The organism is Streptomyces sp. NPDC104831 (assembly GCF_055583025.1).
Window position 1 is genome coordinate 113,092 of sequence record NZ_JBVJOT010000019.1, and the last position, 26,070, is coordinate 139,161.

Here is a 26,070-nt window from a genome sequence, read left to right on the forward strand (position 1 = left end):
GCCGGGTGGCCGACCAGTCCCCGAGTTCACGAGGTCACGATGTTCCGACGCTTCACGTCCCGCTTCGCCCGCACGTCCCCGCTCCGCACCCGCGTGGCCGTCATGGCCGCCGGTCTCGGCGCCACGGCCGTCCTGGGCTCCGGGGTCGCGAGCGCCGCCACCGCGTCCGCCACGTCCTGGGTCGACCCGGTGAAGCACTACACGCTCTCCGCCAGCTTCATGCAGGCCGGCGGCCACTGGGTCGCCAAGCACAGCGGCCAGGACTTCGCCGTGCCGACCGGCACCGACGTCGTCGCCGCGCACGGCGGCACCGTGGTCAAGGCCGGCCCCAACGGCGCCGGTGACGGCCCGGCGTACGGCAACGCCATCGTCATCAAGCACGGCAACGGCACCTACTCGCAGTACGCGCACCTGTCCCGCATCGACGTGCGGATCGGCCAGGTCGTGGCGACCGGCCAGCACATCGCGCTGTCCGGCTCCACCGGCAACTCCACCGGTCCCCACCTGCACTTCGAGATCCGCACCACCCCGAACTACGGCTCCGCCGTCAACCCGGTCGCGTTCCTGCGCTCCCACGGCGTGACGGTCTGACCTAGTCCTTGCGGCGGGCGTGTTCGTGCGCCTGCCGGATCATGTCCAGGGCGACTTCGAGAACGGCCTCGCGCCGCTTCTCGGAGTCGCTTTCGACGTCCTGCAGCACGAACATCCCGGCGTGCAGCGTGAACATCGCGCTGACCGAGCGCACCTGGTCCACCAGCTCCGCCTCGGGCGTGATGAGGATGTCCCGCAGGCCGCGCATCCGGTCCTTGAAGGTGTCGCCGATGCGCAGTTCGCGCACCGTCGCCTGGTTCTCCTGCATGAAGCGGAACAACGGCTCCGCGCCCGCGAGCGCCTCGCTGTAGCGGCGGATGATCTCCTCTTTGGTCTCCAGGGTGCCCGGCTGTCCCCTGCCCCACTCGATCAGGGCCTCGATCGGCTGCGTCAGGTCCTCGAAGAGGCTGACGATGATCTCTTCCTTGGTCTTGAAGTGGTAGTACAGCGCCGCCTTGGTGACGTCGAGGCGCTCGGCGATCTCCCGCAGGGAGGTCTTCTCGTAGCCCTGCTCCGCGAAGAGTTCGAGGGCCACGTCCTGGATGCGCTGGCGGGTGTTGCCGCGGCGCTGCTGCTTGGTGCCGTCCATGGTGCCGCCCATCCTCGTACTCCTCGCGCTCCCGCGGAAACTTACTTGACGCCCGGCTAGTAAGCCGTCTACCTTCCCAGTGTAGTGAGAACTAGCCGGGCGGCAAGTAAGTGCCCGCCCTGGGGGAAACGGGAAGATGATGGCGGACACAGTCGAAGGCGTCATAGCGGGCAAACGCCCCAGGAGTGTGCGGGTGGTGCTGCTCGCACTCATGATCGCGATGATGCTCGCGATGCTCGACAACATGATCGTGGGTACGGCGATGCCCACGATCGTGGGCGATCTCGGCGGCCTGGAGCACCTGTCCTGGGTCGTCACCTCCTACACCCTGGCCACCGCGGCCTCGACCCCGGTCTGGGGCAAGCTCGGTGACATGTACGGGCGCAAGGGGGCCTTCCTCGCCTCCATCGTGATCTTCCTCGTCGGCTCGGCGCTGAGCGGCATGGCCCAGGACATGGGCCAGCTGATCGGGTTCCGGGCCGTGCAGGGCCTCGGCGCCGGCGGTCTCATGGTCGGTGTCATGGCGATCATCGGCGACCTCGTGCCGCCCCGGGAGCGGGGCAAGTACCAGGGCATGATGGCCGGCGTCATGGCGCTGGCGATGATCGGCGGCCCGCTGGTCGGCGGCACCATCACCGACAACTGGGGCTGGCGCTGGGCCTTCTACATCAACCTCCCGCTGGGCGCGGTCGCCCTCGCGCTGGTCACCGTCGTGCTCCAGCTGCCGAGGAAGCGGTCCAAGGCGGGCATCGACTACCTGGGCGTGGTCCTGCTGACCGTCGGCATCACCGCGATCGTGCTGGTCACCACGTGGGGCGGCACCGAGTACGCCTGGACCTCCGCGCGGATCATGGAGCTGATCGGCATCGGCGTGGCCGCGCTGATCGGGTTCGTGTTCTGGCAGACCAAGGCCGCCGAGCCGGTCCTGCCGCTGCACATCTTCAAGAGCGGCAACTTCACCCTGATGGCGGTCATCGGCTTCATCACCGGCTTCGTGATGTTCGGCGCCACGCTGTTCCTGCCGCTGTACCAGCAGGCCGTGCAGGGAGCCTCCGCGACCAACTCGGGTCTGCTGCTCCTGCCGATGCTCGGCGCGATGCTCGTGACCTCGATGATCGCCGGACGGATCACCACCAGCAGCGGCCGGTACAAGATCTTCCCGATCGCCGGCGGCGCCCTGATGATCATCGGTCTGTACCTGCTGTCGACGATGGACACCGGCACGACCCGGTTCACCTCCGGCGTCTTCATGGCCGTGGTCGGTGCCGGCATGGGCTGCCTGATGCAGATCACCATGCTGGTCGCGCAGAACAGCGTGCAGATGAAGGACATGGGCGTGGCGTCCTCCTCGGCCACCCTGTTCCGTACGCTCGGCTCCTCCTTCGGCGTCGCCATCATGGGTGCGCTGTTCAACCACCGCGTGCAGGACGTCATGACCGAGCGGGCCGGCGACCTGGGCTCGAAGATCACCGCCAAGTCGGCGCAGCTGGACGCGGACAGCCTGGCCAAGCTGCCGGCGGCGGCCCGCGAGGCCTACCAGCACGCGGTCTCCTCGGGCACGCACTCCGCGTTCCTGCTCGGCGCCGTGATCGCGGTGCCGGTGCTGATCGCGGCCCTGTTCGTCAAGGAGGTGCCGCTCAAGGGCGGACCGAAGGCCTCCGGCGAGGGCGCGGAAGCGGCGCCGCAGCCGATGGCCGAGGCCATCTGAGCCTCCTCGCACCCGAAGGCCCCGGCGCGTGTCCGCCGCCGGGGCCTTCGGCGTCTTCCCGAGCCGTGCCCGCCGCCCGCGGCACCGCGTGTGCCGCCGGCGCCGGGGACGGGCCGCGCGGGGGCGGAACGCCGGGGACGAGCCGCGAGAGGGCGGGACGCGGGGGCCGGGCGCCTCGGCGCAGGGTGCGGCCGCCGTCGGGGAGACCGGGGGGAACCGGTCGGGCAGCCGGCGGGGAGACCGGGGCGAACCGGTCGGGCAGCCGTCGGGGGGACCGGGGCGAACCGGTCGGGCGGCCGTCGGTGAACAGGAACACCCCGGTCCGGGCGACCGTGTCCTACTCGCCCGCCCCGGGCGCCACGTCCGTCACCGGTTCCCCCCGGACACCGGCAGCATCGGATAGCTGCCCGTGTTGGTGGGGGCGTGCTCCGGGAGCCACAGGACGGCGACCGCGCCCTCGGCGGGCAGGTGGGCGGGGGTGCCGACGGGGCGTACGTTGCGGAAGGTCAGCCGGGCGCCGAGGACGCGGGCCTGGCCGGCCGCGATGGTCAGGCCCAGCCCGTGGCCCTGCCCGGCGCGGTCCTTGCTGCCGGTGCGGAACCGGCTCGGCCCCTCGGCCAGCAGCTCCTCGGGGAAGCCGGGGCCGTGGTCGCGGACCCGGATGACCCGGCCCTCCACGGTGACCTCGATCGGCGGCCGGCCGTGCCGGGCGGCGTTGGCGAGCAGGTTGAAGAGCACCCGCTCCAGCCGCCGCGGATCGGTGGTGACCTCCGACTCGTGCACCACGCGCACGGCGGCCTCCGGGTCCTTGGCCGCCACCCGGCGCGCGACGAACTCGCCCAGCATGATGTCCTGCAGCTCCGCCCGCTCCGAGGCGCTGTCCAGCCGGGCCACCTCCAGCACGTCCTCGACCAGCGTGCGCATCGCCTTCGCCCGGTCCAGGACCAGTTCCGTGGGCCGCCCGGGCGGCAGCAGTTCCGCCGCCGTCAGCAGCCCGGTCACCGGGGTGCGCAGCTCGTGCGCGATGTCGGCGGTGACCCGCCGCTCGGCCTCCAGCCGCTGCCGCAGCGCGTCCGCCATGGCGTCCACCGCGCGCGCGAGATCGTCGGTCTCGTCCCGCACGACCCCGCCGATGGCCTCCCGCACCCGCACCTCGGTCTCGCCCTTGGCGACCCGGTTCGCGGCGGCCGCCGCCTTGCGCAGCCGGCGGGACAGCTGACCGCCGATCAGCACGCCGAGCGCGCTGCCGCCGAGCACCACCGCGACCGAGCCGATGACCAGGGCCTGGTCCAGGTCCCTCAGCATGTCGACGCTGCGGTCCGGCAGGTGCAGGTGCACGGACAGCACGTGCCCGCCCTTCACCGGGACGGCCGCCCAGATGTCCGGGTCCTTGCCGTGCCGGGAGACGTCACTGGCCCGCCGGCCCCGCTCGACGCTCTCGCGCAGCGCGTCCGGCAGCCCGGGGTCGTCCACCTGGACGTAGGGGAAGACCGGCCCCCGGTTCAGTTCGTAGTTGCGCTGGGCCAGCACCAGGCGGTCGTTGGCCAGCTCGCGCGCGTTGTCCAGCATCGAGACCCGGGCCGCGTTGTGCACGACCAGGCTCAGCACGACCGCCACCAGACCGGCCACCAGCGCGATCGCCGCGCTCAGCTTCCATCTGAGCCCCGTGCGCAGTCCCGCGCGTTCCACGCGCCGCACCGGGTGCCGCAGGATCCCCCGCATACCGCCCCGCTCAGGCCTTCAGCTTGTAGCCGAAGCCGCGGACCGTCTCGATCCGGTCCTGGCCGATCTTCTGCCGCAGCCGCTGCACATGCACGTCCACGACCCGGGTGTCCCCGCCCCAGCCGTAGTCCCACACGCGTTCCAGCAGCTTGTCGCGGGAGAGCACGGTGCCCGGCGCGGAGGAGAACTCCAGCAGCAGCCGCATCTCGGTCGGGGTGAGCGCCACCGGCCGTCCGGCCCGCCGCACCTCCATGCCCTCGGTGTCGATCTCCAGGTCCCCGAAGGCCAGCGTGCCGGTGACCGCGGACCCGGACTCCTGCGCCCGCTCCCCGCCCGCGTGCCCGAAGCGGCGCAGCACCGCGCGGATCCGGGCGACCAGCACGGCACCGTCGAACGGCTTGGTCACGTAGTCGTCGGCGCCCGCCTCCAGGCCGAGGACGACGTCGATGGAGTCGGCGCGCGCCGACAGCATGATCACCGGCACGGTCGACTCGTCCCGGATCCGCCGGCACAGGCTGACCCCGTCCAGGCCCGGCACCATGACGTCCAGCAGGGCGATGTCGGGGCGGTTCGCCCGGAACGCCTCCAGGCCCGACAGGCCGTCGGGCATCGCGGTGACCGCGAAGCCGTCCCGCTCCAGGGCGAGCTGGGTGGCCTCGCGGATGACGTCGTCGTCCTCGACGAACAGGACGTGGGTCTGGTCTGCCATCCCGGTGCTCTCAGTCCTCATGGTGTGCGTGTGGGGGATCAGGTGGCCGGCACCGGCCGCGGGGTGCCGTCGGCGGACTTGCCGTACTCGTTGCGGGTGGGCTTGCCCGGGACGAACCGGCCCGCCTTCCAGGTGTAGGGGGTCACGATGTCACCGGACGGGCTGGAGATCGGGTCGTCCTGCTCGTAATACTGCCGGGTCACCGACAGGGTGCCGCGGTCGATCTCCGCGTAGACCGGGGACTCCTCGCTCTTGAAGACGTTCCGGAACACGCCGTCCTCGTCCCGGTACACGTACGAGCCGATGCCGACCCAGTCCGCGCAGGTCATCACGTTGATGACGACGTCGTCCACCGGGGCGTCGGTGAGATCGGCGTACGAGACGTCGACCTGGTAGTCGTCGCCGTCGCACGGCTTCAGCTCCCGTTTGACCGCCGCCGACACCCCGGGGTCGCGCTTGAGCAGCGCCACGGCGTCCACCCGCCGGAACTTGCCGAAGGCGGTGCCGGGGGAGGGGGAGGGAGCGGCGGCGGCGTCCGCCGCCGCCGAGGCGTGCGCCGGGCCCTCGTCCCGGGCGCCGGTGCCCCCGCTGCCGCAGGCGGCGAGGGAAAGGGCGAGGGCGGCGAGCGCGGTCCCCACCGCGATCACCGCCTGTGAACTCCCTCGGACCCCGTCGGGTCCGGCCCCGGTCAGGCCGCGCAACGCTCCCGCTCCTCACGCTCCAGCGCGCGTGCGTCCAGATCGCGGGCCTCCAGCTCCTCGCGGAGCCGGGCGAGCGCCCGGTGCAGCGTGCTCTTGACCGTACCGGCCGACATGCCGAGGGCCGCGGCCGTCTCCTCCGTGGACATCTGCTCCCAGTGTCGCAGCACCACGACACTGCGCTGCTTGGGTGCGAGCACCTTCAGGACGTCCATCAGCAGGGCCCGGTCCGCGTGCTGCTCGGTGGAGTCCGACACGGAGGCGTCCGGCAGCTGCTCGGTCGGCACTTCCTCCAGCTTGCGCGCCCGCCACCACTCGGTCCGCGTGTTGATCATGACCCGGCGCAGATAGGCGTCGGCGAGCCGCTTGTCGGCGATGCCCTCCCAGCGGCCGTACGTCCGCACCAGCGCGGTCTGCAGCAGGTCCTGGGCGTCGACCGGGTCCGGCACCAGCCGGCGGGCACTGCGCAGCAGCGCGTCCTGCCGGGTGCGGACGTACTCCTCGAATTCGAGCACCTCGCCCTGCGCCATGATCAACCGCCTCCGTTCCCCGTCGTGCCTCCGGCTCCTGCCGGAAGTCCCGCTGTCCCCGCGCCCGGTGGTCCGCCGGGCACGGACAAGAAGCTACGGAGCGGTTGTCACGGGGCTGTGCGGACCAGCCTGCGGCCGGCAATCGGCTATCCGTCGGTTGTGTAACGGAAGCCGTGACGGGGTGGAGATCGGGGAAGTTACGTCCCTTTATGGGGCGTTATGGCGCATCGGTTCCTTCGTGACGTACGCCCCGGGAATGTGACCTGGCTGTGTGTCAGCCCAGCGGCAGCCGGTACAGACCGCCGGGCAGCGGCTCCACCAGACCGTCCGAGACCAGCCCGTCCAGCGCGCGGGCCCGCTGCACCGGCTCGTGCCACACCCGGTCCAGCGCCGCCTGCGGCACCGGCACGTGCGCCTCGCGCAGCACGGCCAGCAGCTTGCCGCGCACCTGCCGGTCCGTACCGGCGTACGTCTGTCCGCGCCGCGGCGGTCCCGAGTGCTCCGGCTTGCCCGCCAGCCGCCAGGCGCACTGCCCGGCGATCGGGCACCGCCCGCACCCCTCGTTCTTCGCCGTGCACACCAGCGCGCCCAGCTCCATGGAGGCGGCGGCCCACCGCGCGGCGGTCCGCTCGTCCTCGGGCAGCAGTTCCCGGGCCAGGCGCCGTTCGGCGGCCGTGGTCGCGTTCGGCGGGTACTGCACCCCGGTCACCGCCCGCGCGATCACCCGGCGCACATTGGTGTCCAGCACCGCGTGCCGCTGCCCGTAGGCGAAGGAGGCGACGGCCGCCGCCGTGTACTCGCCGATCCCGGGCAGCGCCAGCAACTGCGCGTGGTCCGTCGGCACGTCCCCGCCGTGCCGCTCCGTTATGGCGACCGCGGCGCCGTGCAGCCGCAGGGCGCGGCGCGGGTAGCCGAGCCGGCCCCAGGCGCGCACCGCCTCGCCCGGCGCCTCCTTCGCCAGGTCGGCGGGGCGCGGCCAGCGGGCCAGCCATTCCTCGTAGACGGGCAGCACCCGGTTCACCGGGGTCTGCTGGAGCATGAACTCGCTGACCATCACGCCCCACGGGCCCGCCTCCGGGCGGCGCCAGGGGAGGTCACGGGCATGGGCGTCGAACCAGGCGATCACGGGGGCGTGGAGCTTCTCAGTCATGGCCCTTCGATCCTGCCACGGGTGGCCGGGTGTCGTGCGTGAGGGGGTGGTCACCGAGCGTGGCGAAACGCGAAGGACCGCGCCGTCCAACGCAGTTAGGAGAAATGATGATCCGGAAAAGTTCACCGCGGCACGGCGGGTGACGCGAGCGAGCGCGGCGATCTCTCGTACAGTTTGCGCGTGGGATCTCTGCGCAATCCGGTCGGGCCGCTTCCCTCCTCCATCTACTGGCGTCGGAGGGTCGTACTGCTGTCCGTGGTCGCCCTGTTGGCGCTCGTGATCACGGTGATCGTCACCACCGGCGGCGGGGGTGGCAAGAAGGACACCGCCGGGTCCGACGGCAAGAACCCCACGCACACCATCACGCCCGGACCGAGTGCGTCCGGCCCCGCGATCACCCAACACCCGGGCGGGCGCGACGAGTCGGGCGGCGGGGACACCGGCGGCGCGGACTCCGGGGGCTCCGGTGACGGCGGTGCCCCGGGATCGGCCGCGGGCTCCGGCGGCTCGACCGGGACGGGCGGGTCCGCCGGCTCGGGCGGTTTTGGGGGCGCGGGTTCCGGCGGTGCCGCCGTCGCCGCGGGCGACGCGCTCCCCGGCTCCTCCACGGTGCCCGGCTGCGCCCCCGACGCGGTGGCGTTGAGCCTGCGCAGCGTCCGCAACTCCTACTCGCCGGACCAGACCCCGACCTTCGAACTCACCGCGAAGAACGGCTCGTCGGCGGACTGCAAGGTCGATCTCGGCCCGAAGCGCGCCGTGTTGACGATCACCCCGGCGGACGGCGACGACGCGTTCTGGTCCTCGGACGACTGCCCCAAGGGTCCGGGCAGCCTGGCCTTCCGGGTGCCGGCCGGGCAGAGCATCACCTACACCGTGACGTGGGACCGCAGGCCGAGTGCCGCGCACTGCGCGACGCCGTCCGGCGGTGCCGCGAAGCCGGGCACGTACCTGCTGGAGGCCAGGGCGCCCGGCCACGGCAAGCTCCAGGCGTCGTTCGTGCTGTCGGCGGACTGAGAGCGCCCCGGAGGGGCGCGGGGAACGGCGCGGGCAACCACGACGAACCCGCAGCCGCCGGCCGACCGGAAGGCCGGAGCCGTCAGGCGCCCGGCCGGAACTCAGACGTACCGCTCCAGGATCGACGACTCCGCGAGCCGCGACAGCCCCTCCCGGACGCTGCGCGCCCGCGCCTCGCCCACGCCGTCCACGGTCTGCAGGTCGTCCACGCTCGCGGCCAGCAGCTTCTGCAGGCCCCCGAAGTGCTCCACCAGCCGGTCGATGATGGCGCCCGGCAGCCGCGGCACCTTGGCCAGCAGCCGGAAGCCGCGCGGCGAGACCGCCGAGTCCAGCGACTCGGGCGACGCGGTGTAGCCCAGCGCACGCGCCACCGTGCCCAGCTCCAGCAGCTCCGCGTGGGTCAGCGCGTCGAGTTCGGCGAGCGCCTCCTCGACCGTGCGGGACCGCTTCGCCGTCGGCTCGGGCACGTAGTCGCGCACGACCAGCTCGCGGTCCGGCTCGACCCCGGCGATCAACTCCTCCAGCTGGAGCGCGAGAAGCCGGCCGTCGGTGCCCAGCTCGACCACGTACTCGGCGATCTCGGTCGCGATGCGGCGGACCATCTCCAGCCGCTGCGCGACCGCCGAGACGTCCCGGACCGTCACCAGGTCCTCGATCTCCAGCGCCGACAGCGTGCCCGCGACCTCGTCCAGCCGCAGCTTGTACCGCTCCAGGGTCGCCAGCGCCTGGTTCGCCCGGGACAGGATCGCCGCCGAGTCCTCCAGGACGCGCCGCTGACCGTCCACGTACAGGGCGATCAGCCGCATCGACTGGGAGACCGAGACCACTGGGAAGCCGACCTGCTTGCTCACCCGGTCCGCCGTGCGGTGCCGCGTGCCCGTCTCCTCCGTGGGGATCGTCGGGTCCGGCACCAGCTGCACGCCCGCGCGCAGGATCTTCGACAGGTCCGACGACAGCACGATGCCGCCGTCCAGCTTGCACAGCTCCCGCAGCCGGGTGGCCGTGAACTCGACGTCCAGCACGAACCCGCCCGTGCACATCGCCTCGACCGTCTTGTCGGAGCCGAGGACGATGAGACCGCCGGTGTTGCCGCGCAGAACCCGCTCCAGGCCGTCCCGCAGGGGCGTGCCCGGCGCCACGGCGCTCAGCGAGGCGCGCATCAGACCGTCGGAACCGGCACTCCCACCGGACTTGCCGGGAGCCGCTGCCCGGTCGTTGGCTGCCACTGCACTCCTCCGGTCGCAGGTTCTGACGCGCCCCCGTACCCGCACTCGGTTCGTACGGACGGGCGAGACCAGGGCAAAGTCTACCGGCGCTCCTCCGCCTCCCGTGGGGCCTCTCGGCGACGGGAGCGCGGCAGAACCCGCAGCGCGTCCCCCATGTCGGCGACCTCCAGCACCTTCATGCCGGCCGGCACCTTCCCCGGGTCCGACGGCACGAGCGCGTGCGTGAAGCCCAGCCGGTGCGCCTCGGCGAGCCTGCGCTGCACCCCCGTGACCCGTCTGACCTCGCCGGCCAGCCCCACCTCGCCGATCGCCACCAGGTTCTTCGGCAGCGGGGTGTCGCTGGCGGCGGAGGCCAGGGCGAGCGCGACGGCGAGGTCGGCGGCGGGCTCCGACAGCTTCACCCCGCCGACCGTCGCGGAGTAGATGTCCCGCTTGCCGAGCGCGCTGATCCGGCCGCGCTGCTCCAGCACGGCCAGCATCATCGACACCCGCGAGGTCTCCAGACCGGACGTCGTGCGCCGCGGGGAGGGGATCTGCGAGTCCACGGTCAGCGCCTGCACCTCGGCCACCAGCGGGCGGCGGCCCTCCAGGGTGACGGTCAGGCAGGTGCCCGGCACCGGCTCGGCGCGGCGGGTCAGGAACAGGCCGCTGGGGTCGGCGAGGCCCGTGATGCCCTCGTCGTGCAGCTCGAAGCAGCCGACCTCGTCCGTCGCCCCGTACCGGTTCTTCACGCCCCGCACCAGGCGCAGGCGGGCGTGCCGGTCGCCCTCGAAGTGCAGCACGACGTCCACCAGGTGTTCCAGCAGGCGGGGGCCGGCGATGGCGCCGTCCTTGGTGACGTGGCCCACCAGCAGCGTGGACATGCCGCGCTCCTTGGAGGCGCGGATCAGCGCGCCGGCCACCTCCCGGACCTGGGCCATGCCGCCGGGCGCGCCGTCGATCTCGGGCGAGGCGACCGTCTGCACCGAGTCGAGGATCAGCAGGGACGGCTTGACCTCGTCCAGATGACCGAGGACGGCGGCCAGGTCGGTCTCCGCGGCCAGGTACAGATGGTCGTCCAGGGCGCCGATGCGGTCGGCGCGCAGCCGCACCTGGCTCGCCGACTCCTCGCCGGTGACGTAGAGGGTGCGGTGCTCGGCGCTCGCCGCCTTGGCGGCCACGTCCAGCAGCAGGGTGGACTTGCCGACGCCCGGCTCGCCCGCGAGCAGGACCACCGCGCCCGGCACGAGGCCGCCGCCGAGCACCCGGTCCAGCTCGGGCACGCCGGTGGTGCGGGCGGTGGCCTGCCGGCCGTCGACCTGGCCGATGGGCAGCGCGGAGGTGCTGACCCGGCCCGGCGCCGTCGTGCGGACCGCGGGCGCGCCGTACTCCTCGACCGTGCCCCACGCCTGGCATTCGGGGCAGCGGCCGAGCCACTTGGCCGTCTGCCAGCCGCACTCCGTGCAGCGGTACGACGGGCGGTCCTTGGTGGTCTTGGTACGGGCAGCCATGCGGAAACCGTAGCCCCCGGCACTGACAACGGGACCGGACCGGCCGTTTCCCGGCCGGCCCTCCCGGGTTCCGGAGCCGGGACACGGCGCCCTTGTCCCCTTATGAGGGATCGTTTCACCCGTACGGATTAAAACTGCTCAAGGTTCCCGAAGGGGCACTCCGGCGCCGCCTACGGTCGCACGGGTGATGAGCAGCAGCCCGGAGACCACCACCCGCACCGCCGGGGCGCACCAGGCGCGGAACGAGTCGTGTGACGCGCGACGGGAGGCGCGTGAGGCACGAGAAGCGCGCGAGGCCCGTGAGGCGCGCGACCGTGCCGCCGCGCGCGCCATCGCCCAGCGCGCGCCGGCGCCCTACGACTCGTATCTGGACGGCCTGTTCACCTACTGCCTGTCGGTGCTGTGCGACCACGACGCGGCCACCGGTGCCCTCGCCGACGCCCTCGCCGTGGCGGGCCGGCGCGGCCACCGCCGCCCCGAGTCCCCCGACGACCTCAGGGCCTGGCTCTACGCCCTGTCCCGCTGGGCGTGCCTGCGCCAACTCGCCGAGACGAAGCGGCGCCGCCAGGGCACGCACGCGGCGGGCCGGGGCGGGGCCGCCGCGAGGGGTCCGGGCGCGGGGCTCGAGGCGGGGCCAGGGGCGGGGGTCGGGCCGGGGTTCGGTGCCGGGGCCGGCGCGGACATCGGACGAGGTGCCGCGAGAGGCGCGGGCAGAGGTGCCGGACGGGGCGCGGGCGCCCCGGAAGCGGCTCTCACGCCGGAGGCCGAGGAGCGGCGGCGCCGCGAACTCGCCCTGCTGGCCTGGCCGGAGGCGGCCGGGACCACCCCCGAGCAGCGCGAGGCCCTGGAACTCGCCGTCCGCCACCACCTCGCCGCCCACGAGGTCGCCGCCGTGCTCGGCCTGCAGCCCGCCGCCGCGCGCGAGCTGCTCGCCTCCGCCGCCTGCGAGGTCGAGCGGACCCGCGCGGCCCTCGCGGTCGTCGAGGCGGGCGGCTGTCCGAGCGTGGCCCACCTCATCGGGGACAACCGGCTGGTCCTGAGCACGACCCTGCGCCGCGAGCTGGTCCGGCACGTGGACGACTGCCCGCGCTGCCGCCGCACCGCCGGGCGCGCCGTCCCCGGCCGCTGGCCCGGCGCCACGGTCACCCCCGCCGAGCTGCCCGTCCTCCAGGCGCCGCGCACGGCCCTCCACGTGGCGCTGGCGCACCAGCCGCGTGCGCGTGGCGCGGGCCTGCCCCGCTTCGACCGGCGCGGCTTCCCGATGGACCCCGAGGACCGGGCGGCCCGCCGGGACCGGATGCGCGCGCGTGCCGTCACGACCACGGTGGTCGCCACGGTGGTCGCCGCGCCCGTCCTCGCGCTCTGGGCCGCCTACCGGGGCGGCCCGGCCGGGCAGGACGACGGGCCGTCCGCGACCGCCCGCGAGGCACAGGAGCCCGACGCGCCCGGCGACGGCCCGGCCGACGGCTACGGGAATGCGGGGAACGCCAGGGCGAAGGGGGGCCCGCGCACCGGCGGCGCCGGCAAGGCGGACGTCTCCGTGCAGGTCGTGAGCGTCGGCGGCACGGACGGGAGGGACGCGGCGCGGCTGGCGGTCGGCGCGGCGAACGACGGGGACACCACGCTGATCACGCTCACGGCCTCCCCGGGGTCGTCCGGGATCCGCTGGTCGGTGTCCACGCCGGCCGCGTGGCTCTACTTCAGCCGGTCCTCGGGAACGCTCGCCCCCGGCCGGACGCTGACGGTCAAGGTGTACGTCGATCACCTCCGCGAGCCCGCCGGCCCCTGGCACGCGCGCGTGGCGGTGGCCCCGGCGGGCGCGGTGGTCTCCATCGACGGCTACGGCACGGCACCGGCCCGCCCGGCCCCCCGCCCCTCCTCCCCGTCCGCCGTTCCGACGCCCTCCACGCCCGCGGCCACCCCACCGGCCGGCACCTCCCCGCCCCCGGCTCCGACCCCGCCCCCGTCCACCCCGCCCCCGCCCACCCCGGACACCCCGCTCCCGACCCCCTCGGAAACAGGGGTGCCGAGCCCTTCGGAGAGCTAGGGACCGGGGGAGGGGAGCGCAGGCGGGGCAGCCCGCCGGCCAGGTGGCAGGGACGGGCGGGGCGGCGGTGGAAGACCCCGGCTACTCCACGGGATCCGCGGGGTGCGGGGCCACCAGGGGCAGCTGGGAGGCCAGGCGCCGCTCACACAGTTCGGCCAGGCGGTCGTAGCCGGCCTTGCCCATCAGTTCCGTGAGTTCGGCGCGGTAGGAGACGTAGACCGGCTCGCCCGCCCCGTGGGCGGACGTCGCCGAGGTGCACCACCAGTGCAGGTCGTGGCCGCCCGGGCCCCAGCCCCGGCGGTCGTACTCGCCGATGGACACCTGGAGCACGCGCGTGTCGTCCGGGCGCTCGATCCAGTCGTAGGTCCGCCGGATCGGCAGCTGCCAGCACACGTCCGGCTTGGTCTCCAGCGGCTCGCGCCCCTCCTTCAGGGCCAGGATGTGCAGCGAGCAGCCCGCGCCGCCCGCGAAGCCCGGCCGGTTCTGGAAGATGCACGAACCCTGGAAGGGCCGCGTCTGCCGGGAGCCCTCCTCGTCCTCGGAGACCCAGCCGCCGCGCGTGCCCTCGTCGTGGTGCTGCCAGATCTTCGGAGTGAGCCGCGCCACGTGCTCGGCGACCCGCTTCTCGTCGTCCTCGTCGGAGAAGTGCGCGCCCAGCGAGCAGCACCCGTCGTCCGCGCGCCCCGCCTGGATGCCCTGGCAGCCGCTGCCGAAGATGCAGTTCCAGCGAGAGGTCAGCCAGGTCAGATCGCAGCGGAAGACCTGCTCGTCGTCCGCCGGGTCCGGGAACTCCACCCAGGCGCGGGCGAAGTCGAGCCCCTTCTCGTCGCTCACCCTCGCCTCCTCGGGAGTTCCGGCGGCCGCACGCTCGTTGCCCGCCTTGCCGACCTTGCCTGCTTTGTCGGCCTTCGCCTTTTTCGTCTTTGGCACCCGTCCAGGGTAAGTGGCGGGGGAGCACCGGGGACACCGAGTACGCGGGTTCTGGCAGTAGCGTTCCGTACATGAGACTCGGTGTCCTGGATGTGGGTTCGAACACGGTGCATCTGCTGGTGGTGGACGCCCACCCCGGCGCGCGCCCCCTGCCCGCGCACTCCCACAAGGTCGAACTCCGGCTCGCCCAACTCCTCGACGACAGCGGTGCCATCGACGAGGGCGGCATCGACAAGCTGATCGAGGTCGTGCAGGACGCGCTGCGGGCCGCCGAGGACAAGGGCGTCGAGGACCTGCTGCCGTTCGCGACCTCCGCCGTCCGCGAGGCCGGCAACGCCGACGACGTCCTGGGGCGCGTGGCCGACAAGACCGGCGTACGCCTCCAGGTCCTCTCCGGCGAGGAGGAGGCCCGGCTCACCTTCCTCGCCGTACGCCGCTGGTTCGGCTGGTCCGCCGGGAAGCTGCTGGTCCTGGACATCGGCGGCGGCTCCCTGGAGATCGCCTACGGCATGGACGAGGAGCCGCACGCGGCGGTCTCCCTGCCGCTCGGCGCCGGGCGCCTCACCGCCGGCTGGCTGCCCGGCGACCCGCCCGCCCCGGAGGACGTCCGCGCCCTGCGCCGCCACGTCCGTACCGAGATCGCCCGCACAGTTGGCGAGTTCGCCCGCTTCGGCGCCCCCGACCACGTGGTCGCCACCTCCAAGACCTTCAAGCAGCTCGCCCGCATAGCCGGCGCCGCCCGCAGCGCCGACGGCCTCCACGTCCAGCGCGAGCTCAAGCGCGAGTCCCTGGAGGCATGGGTCCCGAAGCTGGCCGGCATGACCGCGGGCCAGCGCGCCGGACTCCCCGGGGTGTCCGAGGGCAGGGCCGGCCAGCTCCTCGCGGGCGCCCTGGTGGCCGAGGGCGCGATGGACCTCTTCGGCGTGGAGCGGCTGGAGATCTGCCCCTGGGCCCTGCGGGAGGGCGTGATCCTGCGGCGCCTCGACCACATGGTCACGGCATAGCGCCCCGGCCCGCGGGGCACCGCCTCCGCGGCGCCCGCATGGCATACCTCACAACGGACAATCGGCACCCGGCACCCGCCCCGCCCGACGCCGTATGGTGACGGACGTGGCTGAACCAACGGACGTGCGCATCGCGCTCTCGACCGCCTCCGTCTACCCGGAGTCCACGGCGACCGCCTTCGAGATCGCCGCGCGCCTCGGTTACGACGGCGTCGAGGTCATGGTGTGGACCGACCCGGTGAGCCAGGACATCGAGGCGCTGCGCCGGCTGTCGGACTATCACGGCGTCCCCGTCCTGGCCGTCCACGCCCCCTGCCTGCTGATCACCCAGCGGGTGTGGACCACCGACCCCTGGACGAAGCTGCGCCGGGCCCGGGCGGCGGCCGAGAGGCTCGGGGCCTCCACCGTCGTCGTCCATCCGCCGTTCCGCTGGCAGCGGCAGTACGCCCGGGGCTTCGTCGAGGGCGTCTGGCGGATGGCGGACGAGACGGACGTGCGGTTCGCCGTCGAGAACATGTACCCCTGGCGCTACCGCGACCGCGAGATGCTCGCCTACGCCCCCGACTGGGACGTCACCCACGACGACTACCGCCACTTCACGATCGACCTCAGCCACACGGCGACGGCCCGCGCCGACGCCCTCGACATGGTCGGCCGCATGGGCGACCGGCTCGGGCACGTCCACCTCGCCGACGGCCGGGGCTCGGCCAAGGACGAGCACCTGGTGCCCGGCCGCGGCACCCAGCCCTGCGCCGAGCTGCTGGAGCGCCTCGTGCGCACTGGGTTCGACGGCCACGTGGTGATCGAGGTCAACACCCGGCGGGCGATGTCCGGCGCCGAGCGCGAGGCCGACCTCGCCGAGGCCCTGGCCTTCACCCGCGCCCACCTGAGCACGGCGGCCGTGCGGGTGCCCCGGCGATGACCGCGCCCCGCCCCCCGGCGGCGGACGGCGGCACCCCCGGTCCTCCCGCCCGGCGCCGGGGCCGCCCCCCGCGCACCGAGTCGGCCGGCACCCGGGACCGGATCCTCGCCGTCGCCCGCGAGGAGTTCTCCGCGCGCGGGTACGAGAAGACGTCCGTGCGCGCCATCGCCAAGGCCGCCGGTGTGGACTCGGCGCTGGTCCACCACTACTTCGGCACCAAGGAGCAGGTCTTCGAGGCGGCCGTCGCGGTCGCCTTCGCCCCCGCCCTGAGCGCGCCGGACGCGATCGCCGAGGGCCCGGCGGACGGGATCGGCGAGCGGCTGACCCGGTTCGTGTTCGGCGTCTGGGAGGACCCCGCCACGCGCCCCCCGCTGCTGGCGATCGTGCGCTCGGCCGTCGACAACGACACGGCCGCCGCCGTCTTCCGCCGCCTGGTCGCCACCCAGCTGATGCGCCGCATCGCCGCCCAGCTGGAGCTGCCGGACGCCGAGCTGCGCGCCGAGCTGGCGGCCGCCCAGCTGGTGGGCTGTGCGATGCTGCGGTACGTGATCCGGATCGAACCGCTGGCGTCGGCGGACCTGGAGCGGATCATCGCCCGCGTCGCCCCCGTCGTACAGGGGCACCTGACCGCGCCGTGAGGGGCCGTCCGGTGGCGTCCGGTGAAACGGGCGTCCCGGGATTCGGACACCTTGTCCCGCCAGCTGGATGACCGGCGTACGCTCGACAGCAGGCACACCCGTCTGAAGGAGCGAGCGACGATGCCCCAGCTGAGGTCCCGCACAGTCACCCACGGTCGCAACATGGCGGGCGCCCGCGCCCTTATGCGCGCCTCCGGTGTACCCGGTGCGGACATCGGCCGGAAGCCGATCATCGCCGTCGCCAACTCCTTCACCGAGTTCGTGCCCGGCCACACCCACCTCCAGCCGGTCGGCCGGATCGTCAGCGAGGCGATCAGGGAGGCCGGCGGCATCCCGCGCGAGTTCAACACCATCGCGGTGGACGACGGCATCGCCATGGGCCACGGCGGCATGCTGTACTCCCTGCCCTCGCGCGACCTGATCGCGGACTCGGTCGAGTACATGGTCGAGGCCCACTGCGCCGACGCCCTGATCTGCATCTCCAACTGCGACAAGATCACCCCGGGCATGCTGATGGCGGCCCTGCGCCTGAACATCCCGACGGTGTTCGTCTCCGGCGGCCCCATGGAGTCCGGCCGCGCCACCCTGGTGGACGGCACGGTCCGCACGCTCGACCTGGTCGACGCGATCTCCGACGCCGTCAACGACAAGATCTCCGACGAGGACATCCTCCGCATCGAGGAGAACGCCTGCCCGACCTGCGGCAGCTGTTCCGGCATGTTCACCGCCAACTCGATGAACTGCCTGACCGAGGCCATCGGCCTGTCCCTGCCCGGCAACGGCTCGGTCCTCGCCACCCACACCGCCCGCCGCGCCCTGTACGAGAACGCGGCCCGCACGGTCATGGACATCACCCGCCGCCACTACGAACAGGACGACGACACCGTCCTGCCCCGCAACGTCGCCACCTTCCAGGCCTTCGAGAACGCCATGGCCCTGGACATCGCGATGGGCGGCTCCACCAACACGATCCTGCACCTGCTGGCCGCCGCCCAGGAGGCGGGCGTCCCGTTCGGCCTGGACGAGATCGACGCCGTCTCGCGCCGCGTGCCCTGCCTGGCGAAGGTCGCCCCGAACGTCGCCAAGGACCGCACGTACTACATGGAGGACGTGCACCGCGCCGGCGGCATCCCGGCCCTGCTGGGCGAGCTGCACCGCGCCGGCCTGCTCAACGAGGACGTGCACGCCGTGCACAGCCCGTCCCTGGCCGACTGGCTGAAGACCTGGGACGTCCGCGGCGGCTCGCCCTCGCCCGAGGCGGTCGAGCTGTGGCACGCGGCCCCCGGATGCGTCCGCTCCGCCGAGGCGTTCTCCCAGTCCGAGCGCTGGGAGGCCCTGGACGAGGACGCCGAGAACGGCTGCATCCGCTCCGCCGAGCACGCGTACTCCAAGGACGGCGGCCTGGCGGTGCTGCGCGGCAACCTCGCGGTCGACGGCTGCGTGGTCAAGACGGCCGGCGTGGACGAGTCGATCTGGACCTTCGAGGGCCCGGCGGTCGTCTGCGAGTCCCAGGAGGAGGCCGTCCAGCGGATCCTCACCCAGGAGGTCAAGGACGGCGACGTCGTCGTCATCCGCTACGAGGGCCCCAAGGGCGGCCCCGGCATGCAGGAGATGCTGTACCCGACCTCGTACCTGAAGGGCCGCGGCCTCGGCAAGACCTGCGCCCTGATCACCGACGGCCGCTTCTCCGGCGGCACCTCGGGCCTGTCCATCGGCCACGCCTCCCCCGAGGCGGCCTCCGGCGGCACCATCGCCCTGGTCCGCGACGGCGACCGCATCCGCATCGACATCCCGAACCGCACGATCGAGCTGCTGGTCGACGACGCCGAACTGGCCCGCCGCGAGCAGGCCCTGAACGGCGTCTACGCCCCGAAGAACCGCGACCGCAAGGTCTCCGCCGCCCTGCGCGCCTACGCGGCGATGGCCACGAGCGCCGACAAGGGCGCGGTGCGCGACGTGTCCCGCCTGGGCTGACCGGCCACGGACAGGGGCCGCCCTCCGGACGGGGGCGGCCCCTTCGCCGTGCCCGGCCGCCCGGCCCGGCAGGCCGGCGGCGGGCGGCCGGAAGCCCGGCTCACCACGCCCCCGGCGAGCGGCCGTCCACGGTGAACACGGTGCCGTCGGGCGCGGTCGCGCAGACCCGGGAGCCGACCGGCACCGGGGCGGGCGGGGTGCTCATGACCCGCGCCGAGTCGGTCCCGAGCCGCGCGGGCGTCTGCCCGACCAGCCGCCCCGCGCCGGCGTCGACGGCGAGCAGCCGGCCGTCGCTCGCGGTCAGGTACACCCGCTCGCCCCGCGCGACCGGCAGCGAACCCCGGCTCACCGACGTCTCCAGGTGCCACAGCCGCCGGCCCGCCGCCACGTCCACGGCGTCCAGGGAGCCCCCGGTGGCCAGGACGTAGACGACGTTCCCGCGCACGGTGGCGTGCGCGCCGTCCAGCACGGCGGGCAGCGCCACCCGCCGGGTCGCACCCGTCGCGGGGGAGTAGCGGACCACCTCCCGGGCGCCGTAGCCGCGGTCGAAGGCCAGGAGGAACACCGACCCGTCGGCCCCCGCGGCGACCGGTTTCAGCCAGCCGCGCAGACGGGCGTCCCACCGCACCCGGCCGCTCACCGGATCCACGGCGGTCACCCGGGTGTGCGTGCCGTCGGCGGACGTACGGGTCGCGTAGGCCGCCGAGTCGCCGGGGAACGCGTCGAAGAACGGCACGCCCTGCCCGGGGACCGTGCCGTGCCAGCGGGTACGGCCCGTCGCGCCGTCCACGCCGGTGACCGTGCCGCCGGCCCCGACGAGCAGGGCGGTGTCCCCGGCGTAGCGCACCGTCGTCCCGGCGGGCAGCCCGCGCCGCCACACCTCCTCGCCCGTGTCCGGGTCGAGCCCCGCGAGCCGGGGACTGCCGTCCGGGTACGGCAGCACCAGCCCGCCGGAGACGACCGGCGGGCCGCTCGTGGACCGGGTGCCGGTCCCGTGCCGCCACAGCAGCCGGCCGTCGGCCGGGGAGAGCGCGAAGACGACGCCCGGCCGCGCGCAGAGCAGCTTCCCCGCGCCGTACGAGCACTGCGGCATGCCCGCGCCGCCGACCGCCGGCCGGACCGTCCAGCCCCCGGCAGCCGCCGTAGGGGCCGGCGCGTCCCCGCCCCGGCCGGCCTGATCGTTTCGCCCCGCCGCCCACACCGCGACGAGCCCGCCCACCAGCGCCAGCCCGAGCACACCCGCCGCCAGCGCGACCACCCGCCGCCGCCCGGGCCGCCCGCCGCCGCCCGGCGCCGACCGGGGCGCGGACGCCGCCGCCCGCCGACGCCCCGTGCGCCACACCCGGCGCCGGCCGGGACCCGCGGCGGCCGGTGCCGGGGCGGCCCCGGGAGCCGGCGTCCCCGGCTCCTCGCCCGTCCGCTGCGCCGGTATGAACGCCTGGGTGTCGTACGAGGCCGCCACCGACCGCAGCTCCCGCATCAGCTCGTCCGGGGTGGGCCGGTCGGCGGGCTCCTTGGCCAGGCACCTGCGCACCAGCGACGCGAGCCCCACCGGCACTCCGGTCAGATCGGGCTCGTCGTGGACGACCTGGTAGGCGACGACGTAGGGACTGTCGGAGTCGAACGGGCCGCGCCCGGTGGCCGCGTGCACCATCACCGAGCCCAGCGCGAAGACGTCGGCGGCCGGACCGACCTCCCGGGGCCGCCGGAACTGCTCGGGCGCCATGAACGGCGGGGTGCCGATCAGCTTGCCCGTCTCGGTGCGCAGCTCGCTGTCCTTCGGCCGGGAGATACCGAAGTCGATGACCTTCGGACCGTCCTCGGCGAGCAGCACGTTGCCGGGCTTCAGATCCCGGTGCACCACGCCGACCCGGTGGATGTCGCGCAGCGCCTCGGCGAGCCCCGCCATCAGCCGCCGCAACTGCTCCGGAGTCATGGGCCCGCTCCGCTTGACGTGCTCGGAGAGGGTCGGCCCGGGGATGTACAGGGTGGCCATCCAGGGCCGGTCGGCCTCCGGATCGGCGTCGACGACGGGCGCGGTGAAGGCACCGCTGACCCGGCGCGCGGCGGCCACCTCCTGCCGGAAACGGCCCCTGAACTCCGGATCCCGGGCGAATTCGGCGTGCACCACCTTCACCGCGAGCTTCATCCCCGAGGTGCTCCGGGCGAGGTGGACGACGCCCATGCCACCCGATCCGAGACAGGACTCCAGTGGGTAGTGGCCGGCGTATTCCGGAAGTTCCGTTTCCGCGTCCGTTCCGGCGTTGCGCTGTGGCGCCATGGACCACCCCCGTGCTGTTCGTCCGCGCGCGCGACGCACGGAGCCTAGTCGATGACTCGTACGAGACAGAGGCGGCTTGCTAGCGTCTGCGTCCGAGTCGCGCACGCGTTTCCGCGACGGCTCGCACCGCATTCGGAAAGCGACGGGGGAGGACCACTTTCATGTCTGTCGACACACCAGAGGCCGGAAGCGTGGACGAAGGCCGCGACGGCCTGACGGCCCAGGCGGCGGCGGCCGTACGCACCTACGCCGTGGCGCCCGGCGTCCGGCTGAACGTCCGCAGCGGCCCGGGCACCCAGTACAACCTGATCCGCCAGCTGCCCGAGGGCGTCCGGGTGCCGATCTACTGCCAGTCACCCGGCACCACGGTCTCCGGCACCTACGGCACCACCAACATCTGGGACCTCATCGACAACGGCGAGTACGTCTCCGACGCCTACGTCCACACCGGCAGCGACGGCTACATCGCCCCCCGCTGCGGCTGACCCGCCGCGGACCCAGGTCGGCCCCGGCCCCCGGCCCTTCCGCGGCCGGGGCCATAATCGTGCCGTGAGCGACGAAACCGGCACCCCGGACAGCCCGGCGGGCTCCACCGGCGACGCGGCGCGGGACGACGGCCCCCGCCCCGAGCCCCTGCGCTTCTTCGGCACGTCCTGGGTCGGCCACGACAACGGCTACGCGGCCCGCCGCGCCGGTGTCGCCGTCGGCGCCCTCGCCGCGGCCGCGGCCTCCTGCCTGGTGCTCCGCCTCGCCTTCCAGGGCATCCGGATCGCCGACACCGGCCCCTTCGTGACCGTGCTGATCGTGGTGATGTTCGCGATCTGCAGCGCGTTCGCCTTCCGCAACACCTGGGAGGGCTTCGGCAAGCGGCACGACCCGCAGCGCCAGGCGTCCCTGCGCGGCATGCTCGCCATCGGCTTCGTCGGCTCCCTCCTCGCCTACTTCGTCCGCTCCCTCACCGAGGCACCGGGCGAGAAGCTGCACCGCGAGGAGTACGAACGGGCCCGCGAGGCCCACGCCCGGCGCACCACCCGCCGCACCGGCAACCCGTCCCGCAAGAAGCGCCGCCGCTGAGCCCGGCCGGGCCCGGGTCCGCCGGCCACGGGGCTTCACCCCGGCGGAACGGACCCCGTTCCCTTCCCTCCCCCGACGCGCCCCGGCCCCGCCCCCCGGCCCCGCCCCCCGGCACGGCAGCCGGCCGGACGCCCACGGGACCGCCCGCCCCGGCCCGCCCGGGGTTTCCCGCGCCCACCGTGATGCCGTAGACCTGATCCCATGACAGCCGTCCCCCCGCCCTCCCCCTCCGCCGACCCGCACGCCGCCCGGGCCGGGTCCTTCAACGCGGTCGCCGCCCAGTACGCCGCGAACCGCCCCTCCTACCCGCCCGCCCTCCTCGACGCCGTCGAGGAACTGGCCGGCCGCCCCCTGTCCGGCGCCCGGACCGTGGACGTCGGCGCCGGCACCGGTATCGCCAGCGCCCTGCTGCACGCCCGCGGCGCCGACGTCCTCGCCGTCGAGCCCGGCGCGGGCATGGCCGCCGAGTTCCGCCGCGCGCTGCCGCACCTCCCGCTCGTCCGGGGCGACGGCAACGCCCTGCCCTTCGCGGACGCCACCGCCGACCTCCTCACCTACGCCCAGTCCTGGCACTGGACCGACCCGGCGCGCTCGGTCCCGGAGGCGCTGCGCGTGCTGCGGCCGGGCGGCGCGCTCGCCCTGTGGTGGAACACCAACGCCCTCGACGTCGACTGGATGGCCGACGCCGCCGGCCGGGCCGCACGCTTCCTCGGCATCGACGTCGCCGCCGAGCAGCGCAAGGCCGGCGAACGCGTCGAGCGGGCCGACCCCAGCGGACGCCTCGACTTCACCCGCCGCACGGTCCGCTGGAGCCGCCGCGTCCCGATCGACACCCACCTCGCCAACGTCGCCACCCACTCCGCCCTCCTCGTCACCCCCGCGCAGCACGCGGCCGCCTTCCTGGAACAGGAGCGCGCCCACCTGCTGGAGGTCTTCCCGGACGGCGTCGTGGAGGAGACCTACGACGTCCTCCTCATCGTCGCCCGAACCCCCTGACCCGCCCCGTTCCGCCCACCGGACAACCGGCCCGCACACCGCACCCCGGTGCCAGACTGATCCGCATGAGCCAGAAAGTCGCAGTCCTCGGCACCGGCAAGATCGGCGAAGCCCTGCTCAGCGGAATGCTCCGGGCCGGCTGGGCCCCCACCGACCTCCTGGTCACCGCCCGCCGCCCCGAACGCGCCGAAGAACTCCGCGCCCGTCACGGCGTCGACCCGGTCTCCAACACCGAGGCCGCCAAGACCGCCGACACCCTGATCCTCACGGTCAAGCCGCAGGACATGGGCACCCTCCTGGACGAACTCGCCCCGCACCTGCCCGCCGACCGCCTGGTCATCAGCGGAGCCGCCGGCATCCCCACCTCCTTCTTCGAGGAGCGCCTGGCCCCGGGCACCCCCGTCGTCCGGGTCATGACCAACACCCCCGCCCTCGTCGACGAGGCCATGTCGGTCATCTCCGGCGGCAGCCACGCGACAGAGCGGCACCTCGCGCACGCCGAGGCGATCTTCGGCGGCGTCGGCAAGACCCTGCGCGTCCCGGAGAGCCAGCAGGACGCCTGCACCGCGCTGTCCGGCTCCGGCCCGGCCTACTTCTTCTACCTGGTCGAGGCCATGACCGACGCCGGGATCCTGCTCGGCCTGCCCCGCGACAAGGCCCACGAACTGATCGTCCAGTCCGCCATCGGCGCCGCCGTGATGCTCCGCGACAGCGGGGAACACCCCGTCAGGCTCCGGGAGAACGTCACCTCCCCGGCCGGCACCACGATCAACGCCATCCGCGAGCTGGAGAACCACGGCGTACGCGCGGCCCTCATCGCCGCCCTCGAAGCCGCCCGCGACCGCAGCCGCCAACTCGCCTCCGGCAAGAAGGACTGACCGCCCCGGCCCGCGGGCGGCGCCCACCGCACCGCCCGCGGGCCGGTGACCGGCTACCGAGCGGCGTCCGGCGCGGGCTGGGCCACGGGCGGCAGCAGCCCGATCGCCCGGTGGGCCGCGTCGACCGTCGGCCGGGCCAGCGCCCGCGCCTTCTCCGCGCCCTCGCGCAGCACCCCCTCCACGTACGCCGGATCGGCGCACAGCTCCCGGTGCCGCTCCCGCACCGGCCGCAGCACCTCCACGACGGCCTCCGCGGTGTCCTTCTTCAACGCGCCGTACGAGTCGTACCCGCCCGCCAGCGATTCGGGGCGCCCGCCCGTGCACGCGGCGAGGACGTCCAGCAGGTTCGCGACGCCCGGCCGCCGCTCGCGGTCGTAGACGACCTCCCGTCCGCTGTCCGTCACGGCCCGCAGCACCTTCTTGCGCACCGCGTCCGGCTCGTCCAGCAGATAGACGACCCCGGTCCCCGACTCGTCCGACTTCCCCATCTTCCGCGTCGGGTCCTGGAGGTTCATCACCCGCGCCGCCACCGGCGGCAGCGTCGACCGGGGCACCACGAACGTGTGCCCGTAACGCTGGTTGAACCGCACCGCCAGATCCCGGGTCAGCTCCACGTGCTGCGCCTGGTCCTCACCGACCGGCACCTCGTCCGCGCCGTACGCCAGGATGTCCGCGGCCATCAGCACCGGGTACGTCAGCAACGACAGCCGCAGGCCGCCACCGCGCTCCCGCTGCTTGGCGGACTTCTCCTTGTACTGGATCATCCGCCGCATCTCGCCGTCGGTCGCCACGCACTCCAGCAGGTACGACAGCCGCGTGTGCTCGTCGACATGGCTCTGCAGGAACAGGGTGCACACCTCGGGATCGAGCCCGGCCGCCAGCAGCAGCGTCGCCGTCTGCCGGCTGAGCCTGCGCAGCCGCGCCGGATCGTGGTCCACGGTCAGCGCGTGCAGGTCCACCACGCAGAACAGCGAGTCCGCCCGGTACTGGTCCACCTCGGCCCAGCGGCGCATGGCCCCCAGGTAGTTCCCCAGGGTCAGATGTCCGGTCGGCTGGATCCCGCTGAAAACCCGGGTCATGTCCACTCCTTCTTCAGGTCGGGACCGCCGCCCCTGCGGCCGGCCCCCTCAAGACCCGGAGGGAGAGACGAGAACGGCCGCCGAAGCGGCGGCCGTCGAGTGCATACGTGAGTACGGCCGCCGTCAGGCGGCCCACCAGAGCTGGGTGCACGTACGCGTCATCACGCCGTCCACGGTACGCCTCGGGAGTGCTGTCCGGCAGTGGGTTGACACGCCCCCCGCCGATCCGTACTGTTCTCCGAGTTGTCCGACGTGAGCGCCGACTCCGGTCGGTCCCCGGACAGCCATTCCGCAAGCACCACCCACTCCGTCGACGCTCCGGCGTCGCTGCTTTGGCGTGCGTATTTGCGAAATGAGGAATCCGCGTTCGAAAGGGCGTCGGTCCCCGATTAGCTCGGGAGCCGGGAATCCGCTAAAGTCTCACTCGTCGGAACGGCCCAACGGCCGGGAAGACAAACCCCGCTGACCGGGGATCAGTCGCCGAAAGGATCTGATAGAGTCGGAACCGCCGGAAAGGGAAACGCGAGAGCGGGAACCTGGAAAGCACCGAGGAAATCGGATCGAGAAAAGATCTGATAGAGTCGGAAACGCAAGACCGAAGGGAAGCGCCCGGAGGAAAGCCCGAGAGGGTGAGTACAAAGGAAGCGACCGTTCCTTGAGAACTCAACAGCGTGCCAAAAGTCAACGCCAGATATGTTGATACCCCGTCTCCGGTCATCACGACCGGGACGAGGTTCCTTTGAAAAAACACAGCGAGGACGCTGTGTGCGAGGGGACTATTCCTCCTCTCGCACCGCTCTCGTGGTGTTCATCCCGATTA

General features: G+C 73.6%; 23 protein-coding genes. 12 read left to right on the forward strand and 11 right to left on the reverse strand.

Annotated features, from left to right (window positions below; translation table 11 throughout):
- The first annotated feature begins 39 nt into the window (after nt 1-39).
- Complete coding sequence (locus ACZ63H_RS15880; RefSeq protein ID WP_469865275.1) at nt 40-591, forward strand: M23 family metallopeptidase; 552 nt, start codon at nt 40-42, stop codon at nt 589-591.
- A 1-nt stretch (nt 592) separates the two neighbouring features.
- On the opposite strand, the gene ACZ63H_RS15885 is transcribed toward ACZ63H_RS15880, so the two are convergent.
- Nucleotides 593-1,192 carry a TetR/AcrR family transcriptional regulator gene (locus ACZ63H_RS15885; protein ID WP_469865277.1) on the reverse strand — a complete coding sequence of 200 codons (600 nt, stop codon included), beginning with the start codon at nt 1,190-1,192 and terminating at the stop codon, nt 593-595.
- Between the two features lie 124 nt (nt 1,193-1,316).
- Here ACZ63H_RS15885 and ACZ63H_RS15890 point away from each other — a divergent pair, with 124 nt between their 5' ends.
- Nucleotides 1,317-2,888 (forward strand): MDR family MFS transporter, encoded by a 1,572-nt coding sequence (locus tag ACZ63H_RS15890; protein WP_469865279.1) that lies wholly within the window; start codon nt 1,317-1,319, stop codon nt 2,886-2,888.
- A 366-nt stretch (nt 2,889-3,254) separates the two neighbouring features.
- On the opposite strand, the gene cseC is transcribed toward ACZ63H_RS15890, so the two are convergent.
- The 5 genes from cseC to ACZ63H_RS15915 form a co-directional block, all read right to left on the reverse strand.
- Entirely contained in the window at nt 3,255-4,610 is a 1,356-nt protein-coding gene (cseC, locus tag ACZ63H_RS15895) for a two-component system sensor histidine kinase CseC (RefSeq protein WP_469865281.1), read from the reverse strand.
- 10 nt (nt 4,611-4,620) lie between these two features.
- A complete protein-coding gene (gene cseB, locus ACZ63H_RS15900; RefSeq protein ID WP_469865283.1) occupies nt 4,621-5,319 on the reverse strand; it encodes a two-component system response regulator CseB in 699 nt (232 codons plus the stop codon).
- 38 nt (nt 5,320-5,357) lie between these two features.
- Nucleotides 5,358-5,966: a hypothetical protein gene (locus ACZ63H_RS15905; RefSeq protein ID WP_469865285.1), complete on the reverse strand. Its 609-nt coding sequence runs from the start codon at nt 5,964-5,966 to the stop codon at nt 5,358-5,360.
- 41 nt (nt 5,967-6,007) lie between these two features.
- Nucleotides 6,008-6,547: a SigE family RNA polymerase sigma factor gene (locus ACZ63H_RS15910; RefSeq protein WP_318202078.1), complete on the reverse strand. Its 540-nt coding sequence runs from the start codon at nt 6,545-6,547 to the stop codon at nt 6,008-6,010.
- Between the two features lie 274 nt (nt 6,548-6,821).
- Nucleotides 6,822-7,697: an HhH-GPD family protein gene (locus tag ACZ63H_RS15915; protein ID WP_469865287.1), complete on the reverse strand. Its 876-nt coding sequence runs from the start codon at nt 7,695-7,697 to the stop codon at nt 6,822-6,824.
- Nucleotides 7,698-7,877: 180 nt separating this feature from the next.
- Here ACZ63H_RS15915 and ACZ63H_RS15920 point away from each other — a divergent pair, with 180 nt between their 5' ends.
- Entirely contained in the window at nt 7,878-8,711 is an 834-nt protein-coding gene (locus tag ACZ63H_RS15920; RefSeq protein ID WP_469865289.1) for a hypothetical protein, read from the forward strand.
- 101 nt (nt 8,712-8,812) lie between these two features.
- Here ACZ63H_RS15920 and disA read toward each other — a convergent pair whose 3' ends face one another.
- Both disA and radA read right to left on the reverse strand, forming a co-directional pair.
- On the reverse strand, nt 8,813-9,937 hold the full coding sequence (gene disA / locus ACZ63H_RS15925; protein ID WP_030781598.1) for a DNA integrity scanning diadenylate cyclase DisA: 1,125 nt from the start codon (nt 9,935-9,937) through the stop codon (nt 8,813-8,815).
- An 80-nt stretch (nt 9,938-10,017) separates the two neighbouring features.
- Nucleotides 10,018-11,427, reverse strand: a complete 1,410-nt coding sequence (gene radA, locus ACZ63H_RS15930; RefSeq protein ID WP_469865292.1) for a DNA repair protein RadA — start codon at nt 11,425-11,427, stop codon at nt 10,018-10,020.
- A gap of 187 nt (nt 11,428-11,614) precedes the next feature.
- On the opposite strand from radA, the gene ACZ63H_RS15935 reads away from it, so the two are divergent.
- Nucleotides 11,615-13,474, forward strand: a complete 1,860-nt coding sequence (locus ACZ63H_RS15935) for a hypothetical protein (protein ID WP_469865294.1) — start codon at nt 11,615-11,617, stop codon at nt 13,472-13,474.
- 81 nt (nt 13,475-13,555) lie between these two features.
- On the opposite strand, the gene ACZ63H_RS15940 is transcribed toward ACZ63H_RS15935, so the two are convergent.
- Nucleotides 13,556-14,404 carry a DUF3109 family protein gene (locus ACZ63H_RS15940; protein ID WP_469865296.1) on the reverse strand — a complete coding sequence of 283 codons (849 nt, stop codon included), beginning with the start codon at nt 14,402-14,404 and terminating at the stop codon, nt 13,556-13,558.
- Between the two features lie 71 nt (nt 14,405-14,475).
- On the opposite strand from ACZ63H_RS15940, the gene ACZ63H_RS15945 reads away from it, so the two are divergent.
- The 4 genes from ACZ63H_RS15945 to ilvD all read left to right on the forward strand — a co-directional run bounded on the left by ACZ63H_RS15945 (nt 14,476) and on the right by ilvD (nt 18,942).
- On the forward strand, nt 14,476-15,408 hold the full coding sequence (locus tag ACZ63H_RS15945; RefSeq protein WP_469865298.1) for a Ppx/GppA family phosphatase: 933 nt from the start codon (nt 14,476-14,478) through the stop codon (nt 15,406-15,408).
- Between the two features lie 94 nt (nt 15,409-15,502).
- The gene (locus ACZ63H_RS15950) at nt 15,503-16,330 is read left to right on the forward strand and encodes a sugar phosphate isomerase/epimerase family protein (protein ID WP_469865299.1); all 828 of its coding nucleotides are present in this window, start codon (nt 15,503-15,505) and stop codon (nt 16,328-16,330) included.
- Nucleotides 16,327-16,968 carry a TetR/AcrR family transcriptional regulator gene (locus tag ACZ63H_RS15955; protein ID WP_469865301.1) on the forward strand — a complete coding sequence of 214 codons (642 nt, stop codon included), beginning with the start codon at nt 16,327-16,329 and terminating at the stop codon, nt 16,966-16,968. The genes ACZ63H_RS15950 and ACZ63H_RS15955 overlap by 4 nt, the downstream gene beginning before the upstream one ends.
- Before the next feature lie 120 nt (nt 16,969-17,088).
- The gene (gene ilvD, locus ACZ63H_RS15960; protein ID WP_469865303.1) at nt 17,089-18,942 is read left to right on the forward strand and encodes a dihydroxy-acid dehydratase; all 1,854 of its coding nucleotides are present in this window, start codon (nt 17,089-17,091) and stop codon (nt 18,940-18,942) included.
- Nucleotides 18,943-19,042: 100 nt separating this feature from the next.
- On the opposite strand, the gene ACZ63H_RS15965 is transcribed toward ilvD, so the two are convergent.
- Entirely contained in the window at nt 19,043-21,223 is a 2,181-nt protein-coding gene (locus ACZ63H_RS15965) for a serine/threonine-protein kinase (protein ID WP_469865305.1), read from the reverse strand.
- 161 nt (nt 21,224-21,384) lie between these two features.
- On the opposite strand from ACZ63H_RS15965, the gene ACZ63H_RS15970 reads away from it, so the two are divergent.
- The 4 genes from ACZ63H_RS15970 to proC all read left to right on the forward strand — a co-directional run bounded on the left by ACZ63H_RS15970 (nt 21,385) and on the right by proC (nt 24,171).
- Nucleotides 21,385-21,708 (forward strand): SH3 domain-containing protein, encoded by a 324-nt coding sequence (locus ACZ63H_RS15970; protein ID WP_469865307.1) that lies wholly within the window; start codon nt 21,385-21,387, stop codon nt 21,706-21,708.
- A 64-nt stretch (nt 21,709-21,772) separates the two neighbouring features.
- The gene (locus tag ACZ63H_RS15975) at nt 21,773-22,297 is read left to right on the forward strand and encodes an EamA/RhaT family transporter (protein ID WP_469865309.1); all 525 of its coding nucleotides are present in this window, start codon (nt 21,773-21,775) and stop codon (nt 22,295-22,297) included.
- Between the two features lie 201 nt (nt 22,298-22,498).
- Nucleotides 22,499-23,293, forward strand: a complete 795-nt coding sequence (locus ACZ63H_RS15980; RefSeq protein ID WP_469865311.1) for a class I SAM-dependent methyltransferase — start codon at nt 22,499-22,501, stop codon at nt 23,291-23,293.
- A gap of 65 nt (nt 23,294-23,358) precedes the next feature.
- The gene (gene proC, locus ACZ63H_RS15985; protein WP_469865313.1) at nt 23,359-24,171 is read left to right on the forward strand and encodes a pyrroline-5-carboxylate reductase; all 813 of its coding nucleotides are present in this window, start codon (nt 23,359-23,361) and stop codon (nt 24,169-24,171) included.
- A 53-nt stretch (nt 24,172-24,224) separates the two neighbouring features.
- On the opposite strand, the gene trpS is transcribed toward proC, so the two are convergent.
- Complete coding sequence (trpS, locus tag ACZ63H_RS15990; RefSeq protein WP_469865315.1) at nt 24,225-25,250, reverse strand: tryptophan--tRNA ligase; 1,026 nt, start codon at nt 25,248-25,250, stop codon at nt 24,225-24,227.
- Nucleotides 25,251-26,070 lie beyond the last annotated feature (820 nt).